General features: G+C 61.2%; 23 protein-coding genes. 11 read left to right on the top strand and 12 right to left on the bottom strand.

Features of this window, described 5'->3' with window-relative positions:
• Positions 1-38: 38 nt before the first annotated feature.
• Positions 39-257, bottom strand: coding sequence for a DUF1127 domain-containing protein (locus tag AC3A5O_RS10670; protein ID WP_053120494.1), 219 nt, complete (start codon positions 255-257; stop codon positions 39-41).
• Positions 258-354: 97 nt separating this feature from the next.
• On the opposite strand from AC3A5O_RS10670, the gene AC3A5O_RS10665 reads away from it, so the two are divergent.
• Complete coding sequence (locus AC3A5O_RS10665) at positions 355-1,209, top strand: LysR substrate-binding domain-containing protein (RefSeq protein WP_027912697.1); 855 nt, start codon at positions 355-357, stop codon at positions 1,207-1,209.
• Here AC3A5O_RS10665 and AC3A5O_RS10660 read toward each other — a convergent pair.
• Positions 1,199-1,966, bottom strand: coding sequence for a sulfite exporter TauE/SafE family protein (locus tag AC3A5O_RS10660; RefSeq protein ID WP_436278788.1), 768 nt, complete (start codon positions 1,964-1,966; stop codon positions 1,199-1,201). The genes AC3A5O_RS10665 and AC3A5O_RS10660 overlap by 11 nt on opposite strands.
• 129 nt (positions 1,967-2,095) lie before the next feature.
• On the opposite strand from AC3A5O_RS10660, the gene AC3A5O_RS10655 reads away from it, so the two are divergent.
• The 3 genes from AC3A5O_RS10655 (at position 2,096) to AC3A5O_RS10645 (ending at position 4,413) form a co-directional block, all read left to right on the top strand.
• The gene (locus AC3A5O_RS10655; RefSeq protein WP_305470317.1) at positions 2,096-2,557 is read left to right on the top strand and encodes a MarR family winged helix-turn-helix transcriptional regulator; all 462 of its coding nucleotides are present in this window, start codon (positions 2,096-2,098) and stop codon (positions 2,555-2,557) included.
• A 386-nt stretch (positions 2,558-2,943) separates the two neighbouring features.
• On the top strand, positions 2,944-3,363 hold the full coding sequence (locus AC3A5O_RS10650; protein WP_122568544.1) for an organic hydroperoxide resistance protein: 420 nt from the start codon (positions 2,944-2,946) through the stop codon (positions 3,361-3,363).
• 36 nt (positions 3,364-3,399) lie between these two features.
• Positions 3,400-4,413 (top strand): alpha/beta hydrolase, encoded by a 1,014-nt coding sequence (locus AC3A5O_RS10645; RefSeq protein WP_487753169.1) that lies wholly within the window; start codon positions 3,400-3,402, stop codon positions 4,411-4,413.
• A gap of 210 nt (positions 4,414-4,623) precedes the next feature.
• Here AC3A5O_RS10645 and AC3A5O_RS10640 read toward each other — a convergent pair whose 3' ends face one another.
• Both AC3A5O_RS10640 and earP read right to left on the bottom strand, forming a co-directional pair.
• Positions 4,624-5,193, bottom strand: coding sequence for an elongation factor P (locus tag AC3A5O_RS10640; protein WP_003199385.1), 570 nt, complete (start codon positions 5,191-5,193; stop codon positions 4,624-4,626).
• 48 nt (positions 5,194-5,241) lie between these two features.
• Positions 5,242-6,375, bottom strand: coding sequence for an elongation factor P maturation arginine rhamnosyltransferase EarP (earP, locus tag AC3A5O_RS10635; protein ID WP_122568546.1), 1,134 nt, complete (start codon positions 6,373-6,375; stop codon positions 5,242-5,244).
• Between the two features lie 121 nt (positions 6,376-6,496).
• On the opposite strand from earP, the gene AC3A5O_RS10630 reads away from it, so the two are divergent.
• Both AC3A5O_RS10630 and AC3A5O_RS10625 read left to right on the top strand, forming a co-directional pair.
• The gene (locus AC3A5O_RS10630; RefSeq protein ID WP_305470315.1) at positions 6,497-6,895 is read left to right on the top strand and encodes a hypothetical protein; all 399 of its coding nucleotides are present in this window, start codon (positions 6,497-6,499) and stop codon (positions 6,893-6,895) included.
• A 1-nt stretch (position 6,896) separates the two neighbouring features.
• On the top strand, positions 6,897-7,379 hold the full coding sequence (locus tag AC3A5O_RS10625) for a GreA/GreB family elongation factor (RefSeq protein ID WP_122568548.1): 483 nt from the start codon (positions 6,897-6,899) through the stop codon (positions 7,377-7,379).
• A gap of 13 nt (positions 7,380-7,392) precedes the next feature.
• Here AC3A5O_RS10625 and cysB read toward each other — a convergent pair whose 3' ends face one another.
• From cysB to AC3A5O_RS10605, 4 genes are all read right to left on the bottom strand, one after another.
• A complete protein-coding gene (gene cysB, locus AC3A5O_RS10620) occupies positions 7,393-8,367 on the bottom strand; it encodes an HTH-type transcriptional regulator CysB (protein WP_003199376.1) in 975 nt (324 codons plus the stop codon).
• Between the two features lie 110 nt (positions 8,368-8,477).
• Entirely contained in the window at positions 8,478-8,978 is a 501-nt protein-coding gene (locus AC3A5O_RS10615; RefSeq protein ID WP_014337270.1) for a universal stress protein, read from the bottom strand.
• Positions 8,979-9,074: 96 nt separating this feature from the next.
• Entirely contained in the window at positions 9,075-9,980 is a 906-nt protein-coding gene (locus AC3A5O_RS10610) for a 5'-nucleotidase (protein WP_305470314.1), read from the bottom strand.
• A gap of 22 nt (positions 9,981-10,002) precedes the next feature.
• Positions 10,003-10,956, bottom strand: coding sequence for a putative 2-dehydropantoate 2-reductase (locus AC3A5O_RS10605; protein ID WP_122568550.1), 954 nt, complete (start codon positions 10,954-10,956; stop codon positions 10,003-10,005).
• 267 nt (positions 10,957-11,223) lie between these two features.
• Between AC3A5O_RS10605 and AC3A5O_RS10600 the strand changes: the two genes are divergently transcribed.
• Positions 11,224-12,300 (top strand): 3-deoxy-7-phosphoheptulonate synthase, encoded by a 1,077-nt coding sequence (locus AC3A5O_RS10600; protein ID WP_003183777.1) that lies wholly within the window; start codon positions 11,224-11,226, stop codon positions 12,298-12,300.
• An 86-nt stretch (positions 12,301-12,386) separates the two neighbouring features.
• Here AC3A5O_RS10600 and AC3A5O_RS10595 read toward each other — a convergent pair whose 3' ends face one another.
• Positions 12,387-12,668, bottom strand: a complete 282-nt coding sequence (locus AC3A5O_RS10595; RefSeq protein ID WP_053120470.1) for a GNAT family N-acetyltransferase — start codon at positions 12,666-12,668, stop codon at positions 12,387-12,389.
• Positions 12,669-13,303: 635 nt separating this feature from the next.
• Between AC3A5O_RS10595 and oprI the strand changes: the two genes are divergently transcribed.
• Complete coding sequence (gene oprI / locus AC3A5O_RS10590) at positions 13,304-13,555, top strand: outer membrane lipoprotei OprI (RefSeq protein ID WP_003183784.1); 252 nt, start codon at positions 13,304-13,306, stop codon at positions 13,553-13,555.
• 124 nt (positions 13,556-13,679) lie between these two features.
• Here oprI and AC3A5O_RS10585 read toward each other — a convergent pair whose 3' ends face one another.
• From AC3A5O_RS10585 to AC3A5O_RS10575, 3 genes are all read right to left on the bottom strand, one after another.
• Entirely contained in the window at positions 13,680-14,651 is a 972-nt protein-coding gene (locus AC3A5O_RS10585; RefSeq protein ID WP_060738551.1) for a L,D-transpeptidase family protein, read from the bottom strand.
• A gap of 228 nt (positions 14,652-14,879) precedes the next feature.
• Positions 14,880-15,173 (bottom strand): hypothetical protein, encoded by a 294-nt coding sequence (locus AC3A5O_RS10580; RefSeq protein ID WP_003183788.1) that lies wholly within the window; start codon positions 15,171-15,173, stop codon positions 14,880-14,882.
• 56 nt (positions 15,174-15,229) lie between these two features.
• Positions 15,230-15,835 (bottom strand): arylesterase, encoded by a 606-nt coding sequence (locus AC3A5O_RS10575; protein WP_122568551.1) that lies wholly within the window; start codon positions 15,833-15,835, stop codon positions 15,230-15,232.
• A gap of 10 nt (positions 15,836-15,845) precedes the next feature.
• Here AC3A5O_RS10575 and AC3A5O_RS10570 point away from each other — a divergent pair, with 10 nt between their 5' ends.
• Genes AC3A5O_RS10570 through greB form a run of 3 tightly spaced genes read left to right on the top strand, consistent with a single transcriptional unit; the run spans position 15,846 to position 19,565 of the window.
• Complete coding sequence (locus AC3A5O_RS10570) at positions 15,846-16,529, top strand: ABC transporter ATP-binding protein (protein WP_060738553.1); 684 nt, start codon at positions 15,846-15,848, stop codon at positions 16,527-16,529.
• Positions 16,529-19,033, top strand: a complete 2,505-nt coding sequence (locus AC3A5O_RS10565; protein WP_305470311.1) for an ABC transporter permease — start codon at positions 16,529-16,531, stop codon at positions 19,031-19,033. The genes AC3A5O_RS10570 and AC3A5O_RS10565 overlap by 1 nt, the downstream gene beginning before the upstream one ends.
• Positions 19,034-19,067: 34 nt before the next feature.
• Positions 19,068-19,565, top strand: coding sequence for a transcription elongation factor GreB (greB, locus tag AC3A5O_RS10560; protein ID WP_003199337.1), 498 nt, complete (start codon positions 19,068-19,070; stop codon positions 19,563-19,565).

The following is a 19,565-nucleotide window of genomic DNA, read 5'->3' as shown; positions in this document are numbered from 1 at the left end:
TACCTCACCAATAAGGGGTTTGTGTAGGAGAGGATGGCTCATTTGTGCATGGGGTCATCCCAGAATGGCCGAACCACTTCCTGCTCTACGTCGGCACGACTCACGCCGATGTCCTTGAGCGCCTCGTCGCTCATTCCGGCCAGCAGTTCACGTTCGTGGTGCAATTCGTACCAGCGACTAAACTTGTGCAGCAAGGCGCTGATGGAAAAGCCGTGGGAGAGTTTGTCTATCAGTAGATAACCTTTTTGACCTTTCATCGTGATGTCCTCCGTTGGGGATGGCTCAAGTCTCGCGCTAACGCTAAGATCAATCCAACGAATGTTTCTTATGCAATACATCTCGGAGATTGATCAATTGTCGAGTTACCCGAGCATCGATACGGAAGTGCTGCGTACCTTTGTCGCCATCGCCGACCAGGGCGGTTTCACCCGGGCCGGGGAATTGGTCAATCGCACCCAGTCTGCCGTCAGCATGCAGATGAAGCGGCTGGAAGAAGATGTCTTGCAGCGACGGCTGTTCGAGCGTGACGGGCGCCAGGTCAAGCTCACCGCCGAAGGCCAGGTATTGCTGGGTTACGCCCGGCGGATCCTCAAGTTGCACAGCGAAGTGTTCAATACCCTGCGCGAACCGCACATGGTCGGCACGGTGCGCATCGGCACGCCGGACGACTACGTGATGCGTTTTTTGCCAGGCATCCTGCAACGCTTCGCCCAGTTCTATCCTCTGATCGAAATCGAAGTGCACTGCGAGTCGTCCAAGCAACTGCTGTTGCGCCAGGACCTGGATCTGTCCATCGTCACCCGTAAACCGGGGGACGAAATCGGCCAACTGCTGCGCAAGGAGCGCTTTGTCTGGGCCGAAGCCGCCTGCTTCAACGTCCATGAACAAACACCGCTACCGCTGGCAATGTTCAACAGTGACTGTTTCTGCCGGCAATGGGCCTGCAATGCGCTGGATGCCATGGGCCGCGATTATCGCGTGGCGTACAACAGCTCGAGCCTGTCGGCGCTCATGGCGGTGGTGGGTGCCGGCCTGGCAATCACGGCGCAACTGGAAAGCCTGCTGACCCCGGACATGCGCGTATTGGGCGAGGCCGAAGACCTGCCGGAACTGCCCGAGGCCAGCATCATGCTGATCCGCAACCTGCACAACCCGTCGCCGATCACCGAGTGCCTGGCCGAACACATCGTCGAAGGTTTCAAACTTTAAAGGCGAGCAACACCGCGCACAGCACCAGGAAACCGCAGAACAGCCCGCGCAACAACCGCTCCGGCAAGGCGTGGGCGACTTTCACCCCCCAACTGATGCTCAGCAGGCCACCGACGGCCAGCGGCAGGCCGATGCTCCAGTCCACTTCGTGGTGAAACGCATACGTGGCGAGGGTCACGCCGGTACTGGGCAACGCCAGCGCCAGGGACAAGCCTTGGGCAACCACCTGGCTGGTGCCAAAAATGCTGGTCAGGATCGGCGTGGCGACAACGGCCCCGCCGACGCCGAACAAGCCGCCCATGGTGCCGGATGCGGCTCCCAGCACGCCGAGCCATGGCCAACCATGACGCATCTGCGCCGACGCGGGTGCAGTGGCGGCGAACATGCGCACCAGGTTGTACAGCGTCAGCGCGATCAGGAACGCCACGAAGCCGATTCGCATGCTGTCCGCGTCGATCCCCACGGCCCAGATCGAGCCGAGCCAGGCAAAGCAGAAGCCCATGGAAGCCAACGGCAGGACATGGCGCAATTCGATGCGATTGCGCTGGTGATAGCGCCACAACGCAAGCATGACATTGGGCACCACCATGACCAGCGCCGTACCTTGGGCGAGTTGCTGGTCGAGACCGAACCAGACGCCCAGCACCGGAATTGCAATCAACCCGCCACCAATGCCGAACAATCCCCCAAGGGTGCCTAACACGGCACCGAACGCCACAAAAATTACAAATTCGATCACAGACGATTCCCCTTTCATCAGGACGCTTATCCTACGCAGTCGGCGCCAGCGGGGGAACGTAACATCTGATCAGAACGTCAGAATTATCTGGCGCATTAAAGGTTCGCCCGCTAGATTTGTCACGACCATTGATTGAAGGTTTTTGCCATGAGCACCCCGCGCGACACCCCCGAAGCCTGCGAAGCCCTGTTGCTCGACAACCAGGTCTGTTTCGCCCTGCACTCCACGTCGCTGCTGATGACCAAGGTCTATAAGCCGCTGCTACAGGCCCTCGGCCTGACTTATCCGCAATACCTGGCGATGATGGTGTTGTGGGAAAAGGACGGATTGACCGTCGGTGAAATCAGCACGCGCCTGCTGACCGACCCCGGCTCGCTGACCCCACTGCTCAAGCGCCTGGAAGCCGAAGGCCTGTTGAGCCGCACCCGTAGCCGTGAGGACGAACGCGTGGTGATTGTCGAACTCACCGAACAGGGCCGTGCCCTGCAGCAAAAGGCCCTCGACATCCCCCAATGCATCCTCGCCGCCAGCGGCCAGACCCTGGAGCAGTTGAAGAAGCTGCAACTGGACCTGCAGGCACTGCGCGGGCATTTGCAAGACAGCCTCTGACTTTCCCCTGTGGGAGCGGGCTTGCTCGCGAAGGCGTCAGCACATCCGATATCCCCGCCAACTGATCCTCCGCTATCGCGAGCAAGCTCGCTCCCACATTGGATTTCTGGTGTCCGCAAAAATCTGCGTCATCCAGCAGACCTTTGGGGGAGCGAGCTTGCTCGCGATAGCGGCAGCCCTGTCTACCAGATCCCTCCTCAAAAAAAATTTCAACACCACAAAGCAGCTCTAGCTCAAGGGTTACACGCCCTTTCAGCGTCTAAAATTCAACTCGCCTCGAAAATTTAACTTGCGCACTAAATATTAGCGCTATACATTTGCCTCACACCTACTTAGCGCGCAAACATTTAGCGCAATAACACCAACCCCGAAACGAGGCTCTCATCATGCAAACGCTCTACACCGCAATCGCAACCTCCACCGGCGGCCGTGATGGTCGTGCGATCTCCAGTGACAATATCCTCGACGTCAAACTCGCCACGCCCAAGGAACTCGGCGGTGCAGGCGGTGCGGCGACCAACCCTGAGCAACTGTTCGCCGCCGGCTACTCGGCTTGCTTCATCGGTGCCCTGAAATTCGTGGCCGGCCAGAGCAAACGCAAGATCCCGGACGACGCCTCGATTACCGCCCATGTCGGCATCGGCCAGATCCCTGGCGGTTTCGGCCTGGACATCGACCTGCACATCAGCCTGCCGGGCCTGGACCAGGGCGACGCGCAAAGCCTGGTGGACGCCGCTCACCGAGTCTGCCCGTATTCCAACGCCACCCGCGGCAACGTCGATGTGCGCCTGCACGTAACCGTCTGACCACCGAACCCTGGACCCGAACTTAAGGAGATACACATGAACACGCTCAGCAAAGCCTTGACCGGCACCCTTCTCGCCCTCAGCGTCAGCAGTGCCTTCGCCGACGGCATCGTCGAACACAACACCCAGGCGTTTCTCGACGCGCTGAACGCCGGCACCGGCAAGCCACTGGAGCAGCTGTCGCCCAAGGACGCCCGCGCCGTATTGGTGGGCGCCCAGGCGGGGGTCAAACTGACCTTGCCCAAGGCCGACGTCAGCGAGAAAACCATCCAGGTCGATGGCCAGCCGATCAGCCTGACCATCGTTCGCCCCGCCGGGGTCACGGGTGAGTTGCCGGTGTTCATGTTCTTCCACGGCGGTGGCTGGGTACTGGGCGACTTCCCGACCCACGAACGGCTGGTTCGGGATCTGGTGGCGGGTTCGGGTGCTGTCGCGGTGTTCGTCAACTACACGCCTTCACCCGAGGCGCATTACCCGGTGGCGATCAACCAGGCCTACGCCGCCACGAAATGGGTGGCCGAACACGGCAAGCAGATCAACGTCGACGGCAAGCGCCTGGCCGTGGTGGGCAACAGCGTCGGCGGCAACATGGCGGCGGTCGTGGCCTTGATGGCGAAGGACAAAGGCACACCGGCGATCCGTTTCCAGGCATTGCTGTGGCCGGTGACCGATGCCAGCTTCGAGACGGCGTCCTACAACCAGTTCGCCGAAGGGCACTTCCTCAGTAAAAACATGATGAAGTGGTTCTGGGACAACTACACCACCGATGCCGGGCAACGCGGCGAGATCTATGCCTCGCCACTGCGGGCCAGTACCGCACAACTCAAGGGCCTGCCGCCAGCGCTGGTGCAGACCGCCGAGGCCGATGTCTTGCGCGATGAAGGCGAAGCCTATGCCCGCAAGCTGGACGCGGCCGGTGTGCCCGTCACGGCGGTGCGCTACAACGGCATGATCCACGACTATGGATTGCTCAACGTGGTCAGCCAGGTGCCAGCGGTGCGCTCGGCGATGTTACAGGCGTCCGAAGAGCTCAAGCAGCACTTGAAATAACTGGGCTCCGGAGCCTTTGTGGCGAGGGCTGTGGGAGCAAGGCTTGCCCGCGATGAAAGCGGCGCGGTGCCTCTGGAATCGAGGTGTCTGTATCGCGAGCAAGCTTTGCTCCCACACAAGCTCCCGCTGTCCCCCGGTCTAACAGAAGGCAGCGCAAATAAAAAAGCCCGACTCAATGGTCGGGCTTTTTTTTCATACACAAGACTTCGCTTATTTAGCGCGGCCTTTGTAGGAACCGCCTTCGCGGGTATCGATCTCGATCATGTCGCCGATTTCGATGAAGTCGGCAACCGACAGCTCGGTACCGTTCTTCAGTTTGGCAGGTTTCATGACCTTGCCGGAAGTGTCACCGCGAGCGGAACCTTCGGTGTAGTCAACCTGACGCACGATGGTGGTCGGCAGTTCTACGGAAACCAGGCGCTCTTCGAAGAATACGGCTTCGCAGACGTCGGTCATGCCTTCTTCGATGAATGGCAGAACGCTTTCGATGTCTTCGGCGTTCAGCTCGTACATGGTGTAGTCAGTGGTGTCCATGAACGTGTAGGTGTCGCCGCTGATGAAGGACAGGGTCGCTTCTTTGCGGTCGAGGATCACGTCGTCCAGTTTGTCGTCGGCGCTGTAGACGATCTCGGTCTTGTAACCGGTCAGCAGGTTCTTCAGCTTGGTCTTCATGATCGCGCTGTTACGACCCGACTTGGTGAACTCAGCTTTCTGAACCAGCCAAGGATCGTTTTCGAGACGGATCACGGTCCCGGGTTTCAGTTCTTTACCAGTTTTCATTGCGAATATCCGAATTTGGATGGGATTTACAAAAATCTAGGCCGCGTATCATATCCAATTTCCATAAAACTTCACCAGCGCTGCGGCAAGATCGGGGCGCGAGGCCTGTTCCAGACACCACGCCTGGGCATGTTCGGCCAGTTCCTGCTGCTCTTGGCGAGTCGCTTTCCAATGTTCGGCCATGTCCTGGCCGGCATTCCAGGCCCGCCAAAGACCGCTGATCGCTTTTTCCGCCGTTTCCGAAAGCCCCTGGGTGTAGAGCCTGAGAAATGCCTCGAGCTTTTCCAGGTGGACATCTTCTTCCTGCTGGTAGATATGCCAGAGCATCGGCCGACCGGCCCATTGGGCGCGCACAAAGGAGTCTTCGCCACGCACGGCATTGAAATCACAGCACCACAGCAATTGGTCGTACTGATCCTGGCGGACGAACGGCAGCACCTGCACCGTCAGCGCGCCGCGTCGATGCAGCGCACCGGCCTTCAGGTCTTCGACCCCGAGCCACCGCTCGACATCGCCCAGCACCCGCCCTTCGGGGACCAGCACATGAAACGCCTGGGCATCGGTTGCCATCGCGTCAAACCAGCTCGCCAAACCTTCGTTCTCGTAGGCAAACAACGAGATCAGGCAGGTCTCCGGTGCCCGCTCGACGCCCAAGCCTTGCAGGAAACGGCGTTGTGCCTCGGCATCCTGCTGAAATTGCCGACGACGTTCCAGCAGACCGGCCTCACGCAGCAAGCCACCGGTTCCCTCCCGAAAGCCCGGGAAAAAGAAATATTTCTGCACGTGCTTGTATTTGACCGACGGTAAGCCGTGACAGCCGATCACCCAGTCTTCGGCGCTCAAATAATCGAGGTTCATCCACAAGGGCGTTGTCTGGCGCTCGGCCATCGCCTCCATGTAGGCACTCGGCAACTGGCAGGCAAACGCGGCGATCACCACCTCGGCGGCTTCGGTGGACGGCCAGTCCGCAGGCCAGTGGCACACTTGCACACCCTGCTGCCATTGCTCGGACAGGGTGATATCGATTTGCGGACACAGCCGTTCGAAAGCACGCAGGTCGTCGACCCACAGCCGCACCGCACATGGGTGCTCGGCCACCAATTGCCGAGCCAGGCGCCAAGTGACACCGATGTCGCCATAGTTATCGACGACGGTGCAAAAAATATCCCAGCGCACAGCCATTCCCGACTCCCCATGACAAAGGCCTGATTGTCCCGAATAAACCGATCGCGCAGAAGAGCCGACGGCGATTAATCTTCATGCGACAATCAGCGCCTGCCCATGACCCTGCCAGGAAGCAGCCATGCCCGATCACTCGACACCCTCGCGCCTTACGGCTTTGCAATTGACTTTCAGCATTGCCCTGGGCCTGTGGCTGGGGTTCCTGGCCATCGTGTTGACGGGCTGGCTGCTGTCCAGATTCCTGTTCAACGAACAACTGGCACCGGTGGCCGCCGCCGTCCATCAACTGGCGCAACCACCGGCGGTGCAACCGGCCCCGGAGCCGGAGCCGGAGCCGCCCGCGCCGATGTTCGAGCAGTATCAGCAGAACCTGCAACGGAACGAACAGCGCCAGGCGCTTGATCAGGCCCGCAGTAATCCGCGCAACCTGTCCAACCCCAAGTGCCAGTTCTGGTTGCAACAGGACCAGAATGCGCCCAGTGAAAAAAGCCGCGCCAACGTGCTGCAATTCTGCGAATGATATGAACAAACAGACCGTCCACCAGTTGATTCTCGACAAGCTCAAGATTGATCTCGACATCGCCGAACGCGCCGCGCAGACCGCCTACGAAACCGCAACCCACGAAGAAAACATCGCCGAAAACAAGTACGACACCCTGGGTCTCGAGGCGTCCTACCTCGCCGCCGGACAAGCCAGGCGCGTGGAAGAAATCCGCCAGGCCCTCACCCTTTGCCAAAACCTGGCGTTGAGGCCTTACGACGAGCAGCGCGGTATTCAGGTCGGCACATTGATTGGGCTGGAAGATGAGGACGGCCGCCAGCAATGGCTCTTCCTCGGGCCGGATGCGGCCGGCTTGAAGGTTTCGCTGGTGGGTCAGCCGATCACCGTCATCACCCCTCGCTCACCGCTGGGCCGAGGCCTGCTCGGCAAGTTCGAAGGGGATGAAGTCGAGATCGTGGTCGCGGGCGCCCGGCAACAGTTCGCTGTCACCGAGGCGATTTAGGCAGGTAACGCTTTTAGTGCACCGGCAGTTCGACGCCGTCGAACAGCTCTTCGAGTTCCTGCTTGTTGTGGCACTGGATGGCCTTGGCCATGACTTCCCGGGTCAGGTGCGGCGCGAACTTCTCGATGAAATCGCACATGAAACCCCGCAGGAAGGTGCCACGACGGAAGCCGATCTTGGTCACGCTGGACTCGAACAACTCGCTGGCATCCAACACCACCAGATCACTGTCGAGCTTGGTATCGACGGCCATTTTCGCGACGATGCCCACGCCCAGGCCCAAGCGGACGTAAGTCTTGATCACGTCGGCGTCGGCGGCAGTGAACACCACTTTCGGCGTCAGGCCACGATGGCTGAAGGCTTCGTCGAGCTTGGAACGACCGGTGAAACCGAACACGTAGGTCACGATCGGGTATTCGGCCAGGGCTTCGAGGGTCAGCTTCGGCAGCTTGGTCAACGGATGTCCCTGGGGCACGACCACGCAGCGGTTCCAGCGGTAGCACGGCATCATCACCAGGTCCCCGAACAACTCCAGGGCCTCGGTGGCAATGGCAAAATCCACCGTGCCGTCGGCGGCCATCTCGGCGATCTGCATCGGCGACCCTTGGTGCATGTGCAGCGCCACGTCGGGGTATTGCTTGATGAAATTGCTGATCACCGGCGGCAGCGCATAGCGGGCCTGGGTGTGGGTGGTGGCGATCGACAGGGTGCCTTTTTTCTCGTTGGAGAACTCCTGGGCGATCTGCTTGATGCTTTCGACCTTGCGCAGGATCTCGCCAGCCGTGGTGATGATACGCTCACCGGCCGGGGTCACGCGGGTCAGGTGCTTGCCGCTGCGGGCGAAGACTTCGACGCCCAGTTCGTCTTCCAACAGGCGGATCTGCTTGCTGATGCCGGGTTGCGACGTGTAGAGGCTTTGGGCAGTAGCGGAAACGTTGAGGTCGTGGTGCGCCACTTCCCAGATGTAGCGCAGTTGTTGAAGCTTCATATGTATCCCTCAAAGCAGTTGGACGCCACGGGCATCAGCGACGGTATATAACTATATGGAAGGTTTCGACAATAAATCTAGAACTTTTTATAAAACGCCATCATTTAGCCTCAAGCCTCACCCTGGCGTCGGCGCTGCACCAGGGGAACCAGGTAGACCGGCACCCGGGATAACTGCAATACCCGCGCGGCGGTCCTGCCCAAAGGGGTTTCACCGCTCGCTCCTTGGCAATGACTGCCTACGATCAGCAAATCCACAGAGAGTTTCGCAGCCTGTTCCAGGATGACCTGGGAAGGGTCGCCCTGATACACCCTGACCGACTTGATCAGTTTCAAGTCCTGTTGCCCTTCTCCCAATTCCTCACGGAAACTGTCGAGCACCCGCTGCTCGATATTGGCCATCACCGTATTCAGACCTTGGCGATGGAATTCGTTCAGCGCCTGCTCGTCGAGATAGCTTTGCAACACCGATTCGGCGAACAGCCCCATCGGTTCTACCGCATGCACCACATACAACTCGGCTTCAAACGTCCGTGCCAGCGCCAAGGCATGCTGCATCACATAAGGGGCATAAAGACCCAGGTCTGTGGCGTACAGCATCGAACGAATCATGTGACCTCCTCGCGTGCCAGAATGGCGGAGATTGATTCAGCTTAGCAGCGCCTTGGAGACTGCGACGTGCGGCCTGACGTCCCGGCCTCGAGGACGTCAGGGCTTTATTTCGTTACTGATGCCATGGGGCACGTGACCGGTGGCGACCACCTCCCGGGCCAGTTCGCAGTGGCCGGTCTGGTCATCGAAAAACACATCGGCGGCGAAGGCCTCCAGGAACGCCGACTTGGTCAGGCCGCCAAGAAACAACGACTCGTCCAGACGGATATCCCATTCACGCAAGGTCCGGATGACCCGCTCGTGGGCCGGTGCCGAACGGGCCGTCACCAGTGCCGTGCGAATGGGGCAAGCGTCCTCGGGGAACTCGCGCTGCAGCGCATTGAGCGCCGCCAGGAAGCCCTTGAACGGCCCGCCCCGCAGCGGCTCTCGGGCAGACTGTCGCTCGCTGGCCTGGAAGGCTTCCAGCCCCCCAGCCTGATAGACACGCTCCGACTCGTCGGAAAACAGCACCGCATCACCGTCGAACGCAATGCGCAATTCCCCGCTGGCGGCACGACTGGCCCCACCCGACAGGATGGTCGCCGCGGCAAACCCGGCGTCCAGGGCGCTGCGCACGTCTTCAGCGTGGGTGGACAAGAACAGGTCGCAGCCGAATGCCTTGAGGTACGGGTAAGGACTGCGACCACCGACGAAGGCCGCGCGCGAAATCGCCAGCCCGTAATGATGAATCGAGTTGAACACCCGAAGGCCGGTGTCGGCACTGTTGCGCGACACCAGGATCACCTCGACCCGGGCACGTCCCAGGTGTTCGTTGAGGTCCAGCAGTTTCTGCACGAGAGCGAAGGCGTCCCCCGGCGCGAGGACTTCGTCTTCATGCTCGATCTGGTATTGCCGATAGGCCTCGACGCCACTCGACAGGTACACCTTGTGGCTTTCCCTCAGGTCGAACAGCGCCCGCGACGAAATCGCCAGCACCAGTTTGTCGTCGATGTTGTTTACCATGCCGCTCCCCCTTTCGCCCCGCTCAGCGGTTATTGCGATCCATGAACGCCAACGCCTGATACAAGGCCTCGATTTTCGGCAGCTCACACCCTGCCGCTTTCGCCGCCGCCAATGGCCGGCCGTAGATCGCGTCCACCTCCAGCGCACGTTTGTGGGAATAATCGTGGTACATGCTCGGCCAGTAATCGGGCATCTTCTCGGTCATCGTGAACAGGTACTCGGCGTAACCCGGCGCGATGTGATGCCCGCAGGCTTGCGCACCGCGGACCACCTCCGCCATCAATGCCTGGATCAATTCGCGGCTATGGTCGTTGGCCATCAGCGGCGTGGTACTGGCGCCCAGCAGAACCGAAAGACCGTTGTACGGCACATTCCACACCAGCTTCTGCCAGCGGGCCTGTTGCAGGCCAGGCATGGCCTGGGCTTCGATACCAGCGCTGCGGAACAGCGTCGCCGCCTCTTCGACGATCGCCATGCGTTGTGCCTGATCGGCGCAGGGACCGCTGTGATAACCGACGTTGACCGCGCCAAGTGCCTGGTGGGCGACGACGCCCGGGCCGACGCGATGCACGCAGATCAGGCACAGGCCACCCAGCAGGTGCAACGAATCGGGCAGCAACGGTCGAAGGTTGTCCTCGACGTCCAGGCCGTTCTGCAGCAACAGGACTTTTGCCCCATCAGCGGCCGCCTGGGCAATGGCCGGAGCCAGGTCGGCATTGCTGGTGGTCTTGGCGCCGACCAGCAGCCAGTCGCAAGGCGGCATGTCGGTCGCCGAGCGATAGGCCTGGACGGGGTCGAGGGCCAGCGCGCCATGGACCGCGCTGTCGATGCGCAAACCGGCTTCGGCCACGGCAGCAAATTCGCTGCGCAGTAGAAAGTGCACGTCAAAACCGGCACGGGCCAGCATCACGCCATAAAACCCGCCAATCGCCCCGGTGCCGATCATCCCGATCCGCGGTTTAACCCCTGCCTGCATCGTTGCAACTCTCCTGGTAAAAGCCCCTGCACACTATCAGTGCGAGCAGCATGGCATGCAATCTTCATTACATCTGCTCACGAATCTGTCGCAGAGCCTTCTCCAAGGCCCTTTCCCCAGCCTATAGGGCATTAAACCCGTCCCAGCCCATTGTCGAGCCACCTCGTAACGCGATAAGGTTCGGCTCCCCGACGCGCTTAAAATCCGCTGTGCACCGCCGCGCGGGGATCGCTGGCGGCCGGCACCCGTGACCTGACGAGTAACACGATGGCTGATTTACCGATCAATGACCTTAACGTCGCCTCCAACGAGACCCTCATCACGCCTGACCAGCTCAAGCGCGATATTCCCCTGAGCGACGCTGCCCTGCGCACCGTGACCAAGGGCCGGGAAGTCATTCGCAACATCCTGGACGGCACCGACCATCGCCTGTTCGTGGTCATCGGCCCCTGCTCGATCCATGACATCAAGGCCGCCCACGAATACGCCGAGCGCTTGAAAGTGCTGGCCGCGGAAGTCTCCGACACCTTGTACCTGGTCATGCGCGTGTATTTCGAGAAACCTCGGACCACCGTCGGCTGGAAAGGCCTGATCAACGACCCGTACCTGGATGACTCCTTCAAGATCCAGGACGGCCTGCACATCGGTCGCCAGTTGCTGCTGGACCTGGCGGAAATGGGCCTGCCCACCGCCACCGAAGCCCTCGACCCGATCTCGCCGCAGTACCTGCAGGACTTGATCAGCTGGTCGGCCATCGGCGCGCGCACCACCGAATCCCAGACCCACCGCGAAATGGCCTCCGGCCTGTCGTCGGCGGTGGGCTTCAAGAACGGCACCGACGGCGGTCTCACCGTGGCGATCAACGCCTTGCAGTCGGTTTCCAGCCCGCACCGCTTCCTGGGTATCAACCAGGAAGGTGGCGTGTCGATCGTCACCACCAAGGGCAACGCCTACGGTCACGTGGTGCTGCGCGGTGGCAACGGCAAGCCGAACTACGACTCGGTCAGCGTCGCCCTGTGCGAGCAGGCGCTGAACAAGGCCAAGATCAAGCCGAACATCATGGTCGATTGCAGCCACGCCAACTCCAACAAGGACCCGGCGCTGCAACCACTGGTGATGGAGAACGTGGCCAACCAGATCCTGGAAGGCAACCAGTCGATTATCGGCTTGATGGTCGAAAGCCACTTGAACTGGGGCTGCCAGGCGATCCCGAAAGACCTCGCCGACTTGCAGTACGGTGTCTCCATCACCGATGCCTGCATCGACTGGAGCGCGACCGAGAACACCCTGCGCAGCATGCACGCCAAGCTCAAGGACGTGCTGCCGAAGCGTCAGCGCAGCTGATCGGCCTGCTTCAACGCATAAAAAACAACGCATAAAAAAACGCCGGACTGAAAAGTCCGGCGTTTTTTTATGGGGAATCCGTTTTCTCAGAGCTTCGCCGCGTGCCGCTGGTGACGCTCCATGTAACGCTCCACATAGGAGCAGGACGGGATCACCGTGTAGCCCATTTCTTCAGCGTACTGCAGCGCCCTTTCGGTCAGCGCCGCCGCGATGCCCCGGCCACGCAAGGCGTTGGGCACGAAGGTACGATAGATATCCAGGGTCTGCTTGCCCAGGTCCATGTAGGTCAGATAGGCACGATGACCGTCCACATTGGTCTCGAACTGATGACCAGCCTGGTCATGGTGGATGGTAACCGCCTCGCTCATCACTACTCCTCGCGGGTCTGAATGCCGACCCCTACCTTACCGATGTTTTTCCGGCGAAGGAACATCTACGCCACCCCGTGCCTTCCTGGTCACCGAGCGCCAAAAACGATCCGCTCAAACCCGAGCACGTCGTGAATAGTAGGCACCAATGACGCAAATGCTCAAGGCACGCCTGTCATCGAAGGGGTAAACCTGGTCGGGTTTATCGATTGAGCGCCATCGTCGCGCTGTAGTCGATCACGGTGCAATAGCTGAACATCGCCAGTTGTTGAGTCTTGAGACGAGCGCGCGTAGTTAAAGTCACCGCCAATACCAACAAAGATGCCTGGGGCGCTGCACAAAAAATGTACAAAAGTGTAGGTGAATCAATAAACAACGACGTTAGCGAGGGCTGCAAGAGTTCTTCCAGGCTGCGGAACTTTTCTTCGTCGACGCGCTCCAGCCAAGGGCTTGGGGCTGTATATTTTTTCAACACGCCTAAGAAAAGTTGCTCGAAAAAGAATCACCGCCTACAATTTTTTTGCTTCTTGCGCTACGTCAGTTTACTTACTACAAGTAATGGGTAGTATGTACGCCGGCTAACTCCTCAGTCTGGGGAGACAGTCACTAATAGAAAGTCCTTGAAGGGGAAACCGATGAACAACGTTCTGAAATTCTCTGCTCTGGCCCTGGCCGCAGTTCTGGCTACCGGTTGCAGCAGCGCATCGAAAGAAACCGAAGCACGTCTGACTGCTACCGAAGACGCAGCAGCTCGCTCCCAGGCTCGTGCAGACGAAGCTTACCGTAAAGCTGATGAAGCTCTGGCTGCTGCTCAAAAAGCACAACAGACTGCTGACGAAGCTAACGAGCGTGCTCTGCGCATGCTGGAAAAAGCTAGCCGCAAGTAATAGTCCTTCGGGATTGTTATCGAGCCGACCCATTTTTGGGTCGGCTTTTTATTGCCTGGTGTTTTAGCAGGCGATAAAAAACCCGCCGACATCGCGAAACGTCGGCGGGTTGCTTTAGAGGTTTTTACTGTTGTAAATCGATCGGCGCGCTCGATACCATCGGTGCCGAGGTATTGGGGACAGCGATTTCTACCGGCAGGCCATCTTCGGCCGCCACCACGTCCCGCACCACGTCCCAGTTCATGCGCAGGTTGCTGGTGATGTCTTCACGCTTGAGCATCGCGTTGATCACCGCGGTGTGCTTGTCCACCACCGACGGGTTGCCCTTGTCGTCCAACGGCGTATGCGCTTCCAGGTACACCTTGCCACCGCTCAAGCCCAGCTTGTAGGGGTCGTTGATGATCCGCACCGACGTGCCCACCGGCACCATGCCGGCCATTTCCAGTACGTTGTTGTTGAACATCCGGAAGCAACCATGGCTGGTCCGCATGCCGATGCCAAACTTCTTGTTCGAACCGTGGATCAGATAGCCCGGGGTACCCAAGGTGAACTTGAAAGGCCCCAGCGGGTTATCAGGGCCGGCGGGCACGACATTCGGCAACGGGTCGCCGTCGGCGGCGTGTTCGGCCTTGATCGAGGCAGGCGGCGTCCAGGTCGGGTTCGGCGTCTTGGCGATGATGCTGGTGTGGGCGATCGGCGAACCCCAGCCCTCACGGCCAATCCCCAGTGGGAAGGTGTAGACCACGTTCCGGCCCTTGGGGAAATAGTAGAGACGGTACTCGGCCAGATTGATCACGATGCCCTCGCGCGGGCCCGGCGGCAGGATGAAGCGAGTGGGCAGCACGATCTCGGTGCCAGCGCCCGGCAACCAGGGATCGACCCCCGGGTTGGCGGCGACCATCTCGCTGTAGCCCAGGTCATAGGTAGTGCCCAGGTCGGCGAAGGTGTCTTCGTATTTGGCCTTGATGACTTGCACCTGGCCAATGATGTCTTCACCCGGCGGTGGCAGAGGCAGCTCGAGTGCGGCAACGGGGCCCGCCATACACAAGGCGGCAAGAGACAGGCAGCGGGCGACGGCAGGCAAGCGCGGCAACATCCGGGAAATCCTTCGCAGATCGAACAGGGGTATGAAAACGGCGATTGTACACTGCCACCTGTTATTTCGGGGAGAGCGGTACGCAGGCGTCCGATGCGCAGCATGTCTGGAACTGAAATGAAACCTGTGGGAGCGAGCTTGCTCGCGATAGCGGTGGGTCTGCTGGCATTAGTGTTGAATGTGCCGCCCTCATCGCGAGCAAGCTCGCTCCCACACTGGAGCAAGGGATCACAACTCGAACCGCAACTCCGGCCAGATCGGCGAGGTGCCGCGCTTCTGGGACTCTAGGATCGCCCGGCACAGCGAGCACAGGCGATGATCCTGGAAAATCTTGCGATCGACGCCGGACCAGCGCGGCTGGGCCGGCAGCAGGCTGCCGCAGAGGGTCCGGTCGGCCGAGCCACCGAGTTCCAGTTGCCGGGTTACCAGGTGCACCCGTACTTCCTGGCAGGCGAACAGATCCAGCTGCTCGTCAGGCTCGATCAGTTGGTAGGCAAACAGGGACCAGGCGGGACGCGGCATCGGGGGCTCCAAATCGGGGGCGCCACATTAGCCGAAAGCCCGCCGGTAGAAAAGCGTCAAAGCAGCGGTTTGAGCGTCGGCCAGACATTTTCCAGCAACTTGTCCTGGGCTGCGACGGACGGGTGCAATCCGTCGGCTTGCATCATGGCTGGAACGCCCCCGATGTCCTTGAGGAAAAATGGCACCAGCGGGACTTTTTTCTCCTCGGCCAGGGTGCTGTAGACCCGGCTAAAGGCCTCGGTGTAGCGGCGTCCGTAATTGGGCGGCAATTGCATGCCCAGCAAAAGCACCTTGGCACCGCTGGCGCGGGCGCTGTCGATCATCGCTGCAAGGTTTTGTTGCAATTGTGTTGGCGGTTGTCCGCGCAAGCCATCGTTGCCACCCAGCTCCAGGATCACCAGGTCCGGTTTATGGGCTGCAAGCAGCGCCGGCAGCCGCGCCTGACCTCCGGCGCTGGTGTCTCCGCTGATGGAGGCATTGACCACTTTATCGTCAAAACCCTCGGCCTTGAGCCGTTGTTCGAGCAACGACACCCATCCTTGCCGGGTATCCAGGCCGAAAGCCGCGCTGATACTATCGCCAACGATCAGGACTGTACCCGCCGCTGCGTTCTGGGCCATGCACATCAAGGCCAGGCCGGCACTCAAAAACCACACACGCATCGGATTCTCCATGGGCTCAAGCATTCTCACCGCGACGGACCTTAGCAAAGTGGTCGCCAGCGCGGAAGGTGAACTGACCATCCTGCACGAACTCAGCCTGGAACTGAACAAAGGCGACAGCCTGGCCATCGTCGGCGCGTCCGGTTCCGGCAAATCCACCCTCCTGGGCCTGCTGGCCGGCCTCGACCTGCCCAGCAGCGGCGAAGTCACGCTCGCCGGCCAGGCCCTCAGCGCGCTGGATGAAGACCAGCGGGCGCGGATCCGCGCCGAGCATGTCGGTTTCGTCTTCCAGTCGTTCCAGTTGCTCGACAGCCTCAATGCATTGGAAAACGTCATGCTGCCGCTGGAACTGGACGGCCGCAAGGATGCCCGCGAACGCGCCACGCAACTGTTGCAGCGCGTCGGCCTGGGCCAGCGCCTGACCCATTCACCGCGCCAGCTCTCCGGCGGCGAGCAGCAACGGGTGGCGATTGCCCGCGCCTTTGCCGCCGAGCCCGATGTGCTGTTTGCCGACGAACCCACCGGCAACCTCGACAGCCACACCGGCGAACGCATCAGCGACCTGCTGTTCGAACTGAACAAGGAACGCGGCACGACCCTGGTGCTGGTCACCCATGATGAACGCCTGGCCCATCGCTGCCGGCGCCTGATCCGACTTGAAGCCGGCGAGATGGTCGCCCCTCTGGAGCCTTGATGGCACGTTTGCCGCTGTTGCGCCTGTTCAGTCTCGCTGTCCGTCAATTGCTTCGCGATGCCCGCGCCGGTGAGTTGCGGGTGTTGTTCTTTGCCTTGCTGGTGGCCGTGGCGGCGAGTACCGCCATCGGTTACTTCGGTGCCCGCCTCAACGGCGCGATGATGATGCGCGCCACCGAATTCCTCGGTGCCGACCTGCTGCTCGAAGGCAGCTCGCCGGCCCGCCTTGAGCAGATCCGCAGCGGCACCGAACTGGGGCTGGAACACGCCCGGGTGGTGGAGTTCTCCAGTGTCGTGGCCACCGACAATGGCATCCAGCTGTCCAGCGTCAAGGCCGCCGATGACAACTACCCTCTGCGCGGAGAGCTGAAAAGCACCCCCGCCCCATTCGCGCCGGAAGAAACCGGCGGACGTCCGAACCCTGGCGAGGCCTGGGTCGAGGCACGCCTGCTGACGGCACTGGACCTGAAGATCGGCGACAGCATCGACGTTGGCAACCAGACCCTGCGGTTGGCCCGAGTGCTGACGTATGAGCCGGATCGCGCCGGCAACTTCTACAGCCTCACCCCGCGGGTGCTGATCAACCTCAAGGACCTGGAGGCCACCGGCGTGGTGCAACCGGGCAGCCGTGTCAGCTATCGCGACCTGTGGCGCGGCCCGGCGCCGGCCCTGCAGACCTATCGCGATCTGGTCAAGCCTGGCCTTGAACCCAACCAGCGCCTGCAGGATGCCCGCGACGGCAACCGCCAGATCGGCGGCGCCCTGGGCAAGGCCGAGCGCTACCTGAACATGGCCAGCCTGGTGGCGGTGTTGCTGTCCGGGGTCGCTGTCGCGCTCTCGGCCAACCGCTTTGCCACCCGACGCTTCGATGCCAGCGCGCTGCTGCGTTGCCTGGGCCTGTCACGCCGGGAAACCATGGTGCTGTTCAGCCTGCAATTGACGGTGCTGGGCCTGCTCGCCAGTATCAGCGGCGCCCTGCTCGGCTGGGTCGCCCAACTGGGTCTGTTCGCCCTGCTGCATGACTTGCTGCCGACCACCGTTCCGCCGGGCGGCCTGCTGCCGGCGATCGCCGGGATCGGCACCGGGCTGGTGGCGCTGGCGGGGTTCGCCCTGCCGCCACTGGCTGCGCTGGGGCGAGTGCCGCCATTGCGCGTGCTGCGCCGGGACATGCTGCCGATCCCCTCCAGTTCCTGGGTGATCTACGGTGCGGCACTGGGTGCCTTGGGCCTGATCATGTGGCGCCTGAGCCTGGACCTGGTCCTGACCTTCGCCTTGTTGGGTGGTGGCGTCGTTGCCGCGCTGGTGCTCGGCGGCTTGTTGTTGCTGCTGCTCCAGAGCCTGCGTCGCCTGCTGGCCCGCGCCGCCCTGCCCTGGCGGCTGGGCCTCGGCCAACTGCTGCGCCATCCGTTGGCGGCGGCCGGCCAGGCCCTGGCGTTCGGCCTGATCCTGCTGTCCATGGCATTGATCGCGCTGCTGCGCGGTGAATTGCTGGACACCTGGCAAAACCAGTTGCCCAAAAACGCGCCGAACTATTTCGCCCTGAACATCCTGCCCAACGACAAGCAGGCCTTCACCGACAAGCTGCTGGCACTGTCGGCGCAATCGGCCCCGCTCTACCCTGTGGTCCCCGGACGTCTGATCAGCATCAATGGCGAACCGGCCAAGGAGTTCGTCACCAAGGATTCAGCGGGTGACCGGGCGCTGCAACGCGACCTGAGCCTGACCTGGGCCGCGGACCTGCCGGCGGGCAACGTCGTCACCGCCGGGACCTGGTGGCCGCAGCAACCTCCGGACGATGTCCCGGGGGTTTCGGTGGAAGGCAAAGTGGCCGAGAACCTCAAGATCAAGTTGGGCGACCGCCTGGTCTTCAATGTCGGCGGCGTCAACCGTGAAGCGAAGGTCACCAGCCTGCGGGAAATCAACTGGGACAATTTCCAGCCCAACTTCTTCATGATCTTCCAGCCCGGCACACTGAAGGACTTACCGGCGACCTACCTCACCAGCTTCTACCTGGCGCCGGGTCACGACCAACAGATCGTCGACCTGTCCCGGGCCTTTCCGGCGGTGACGATCCTGCAAGTCGAGGCCCTGCTCGAACAACTGCGCAGCATCCTGGCCCAGGTGACCCTGGCCGTGGAATACGTGTTGCTGTTTGTGCTGGCGGCGGGGATGGCGGTGCTGTTTTCCGGCCTGCAGGCGACCCTCGACGAACGGATTCGCCAAGGCGCGCTGTTGCGCGCACTGGGCGCCGAACGGCCCCTGCTGGTCAAGGCCCGGCGCATCGAGTTCGGCCTGCTGGGCGCGGTCAGTGGCCTGCTCGCGGCCCTGGGTTCGGAGCTGGTGAGCCTGGTGCTTTACCGGTACGCCTTCGACCTGCCCTGGCATCCGCATCCATGGCTGTTGGTATTGCCGCTGCTGGGGGCTTTGTTGATCGGCGCAGCCGGGGTGTTCGGCACCCGTCGGGCGCTCAACGCCAGCCCGCTGACAGTATTGCGCGAGGGTTGATAGACTCCCGGCTTCGCTATCACAAGAAGTTGCCATGAGCCGTTATCGCCCACCCCGCACTGCCGGCACCGCGCTGATCACACCCGAGGGGGAAGCGCGGATGCGTGCTGAATTCCATGAGCTGTGGCACGTGCGCCGTCCCCAGGTGACCCAGGCGGTCAGCGAGGCGGCGGCCCAGGGTGATCGTTCGGAAAATGCCGAATACACCTATGGCAAGAAAATGCTGCGGGAAATCGACAGTCGCGTGCGCTTCCTCACCAAGCGCCTTGAGGCGCTCAAAGTGGTCAGTGAAAAACCCAGCGATCCGAACAAGGTGTATTTCGGTGCCTGGGTCACGGTCGAAGATGAGGACGGCAAGGAATCACGCTACCGCATCGTCGGCCCGGACGAGCTGGACCTGAAACAGAACCTGATCAGCATCGACTCGCCGTTGGCCAGGGCACTGATCGGCAAGGCCCTGGACGCCGAGGTCAGCGTCCAGACGCCCACAGGCGAGAAACGGGTCTACATCGTCGACATCGCGTATCCGTAA

It is taken from the genome of Pseudomonas sp. Soil_N_39, assembly GCF_057655955.1.
Note: the sequence above shows the minus strand (reverse complement) of the source record. Positions and strands in the feature narration are given on the sequence as shown.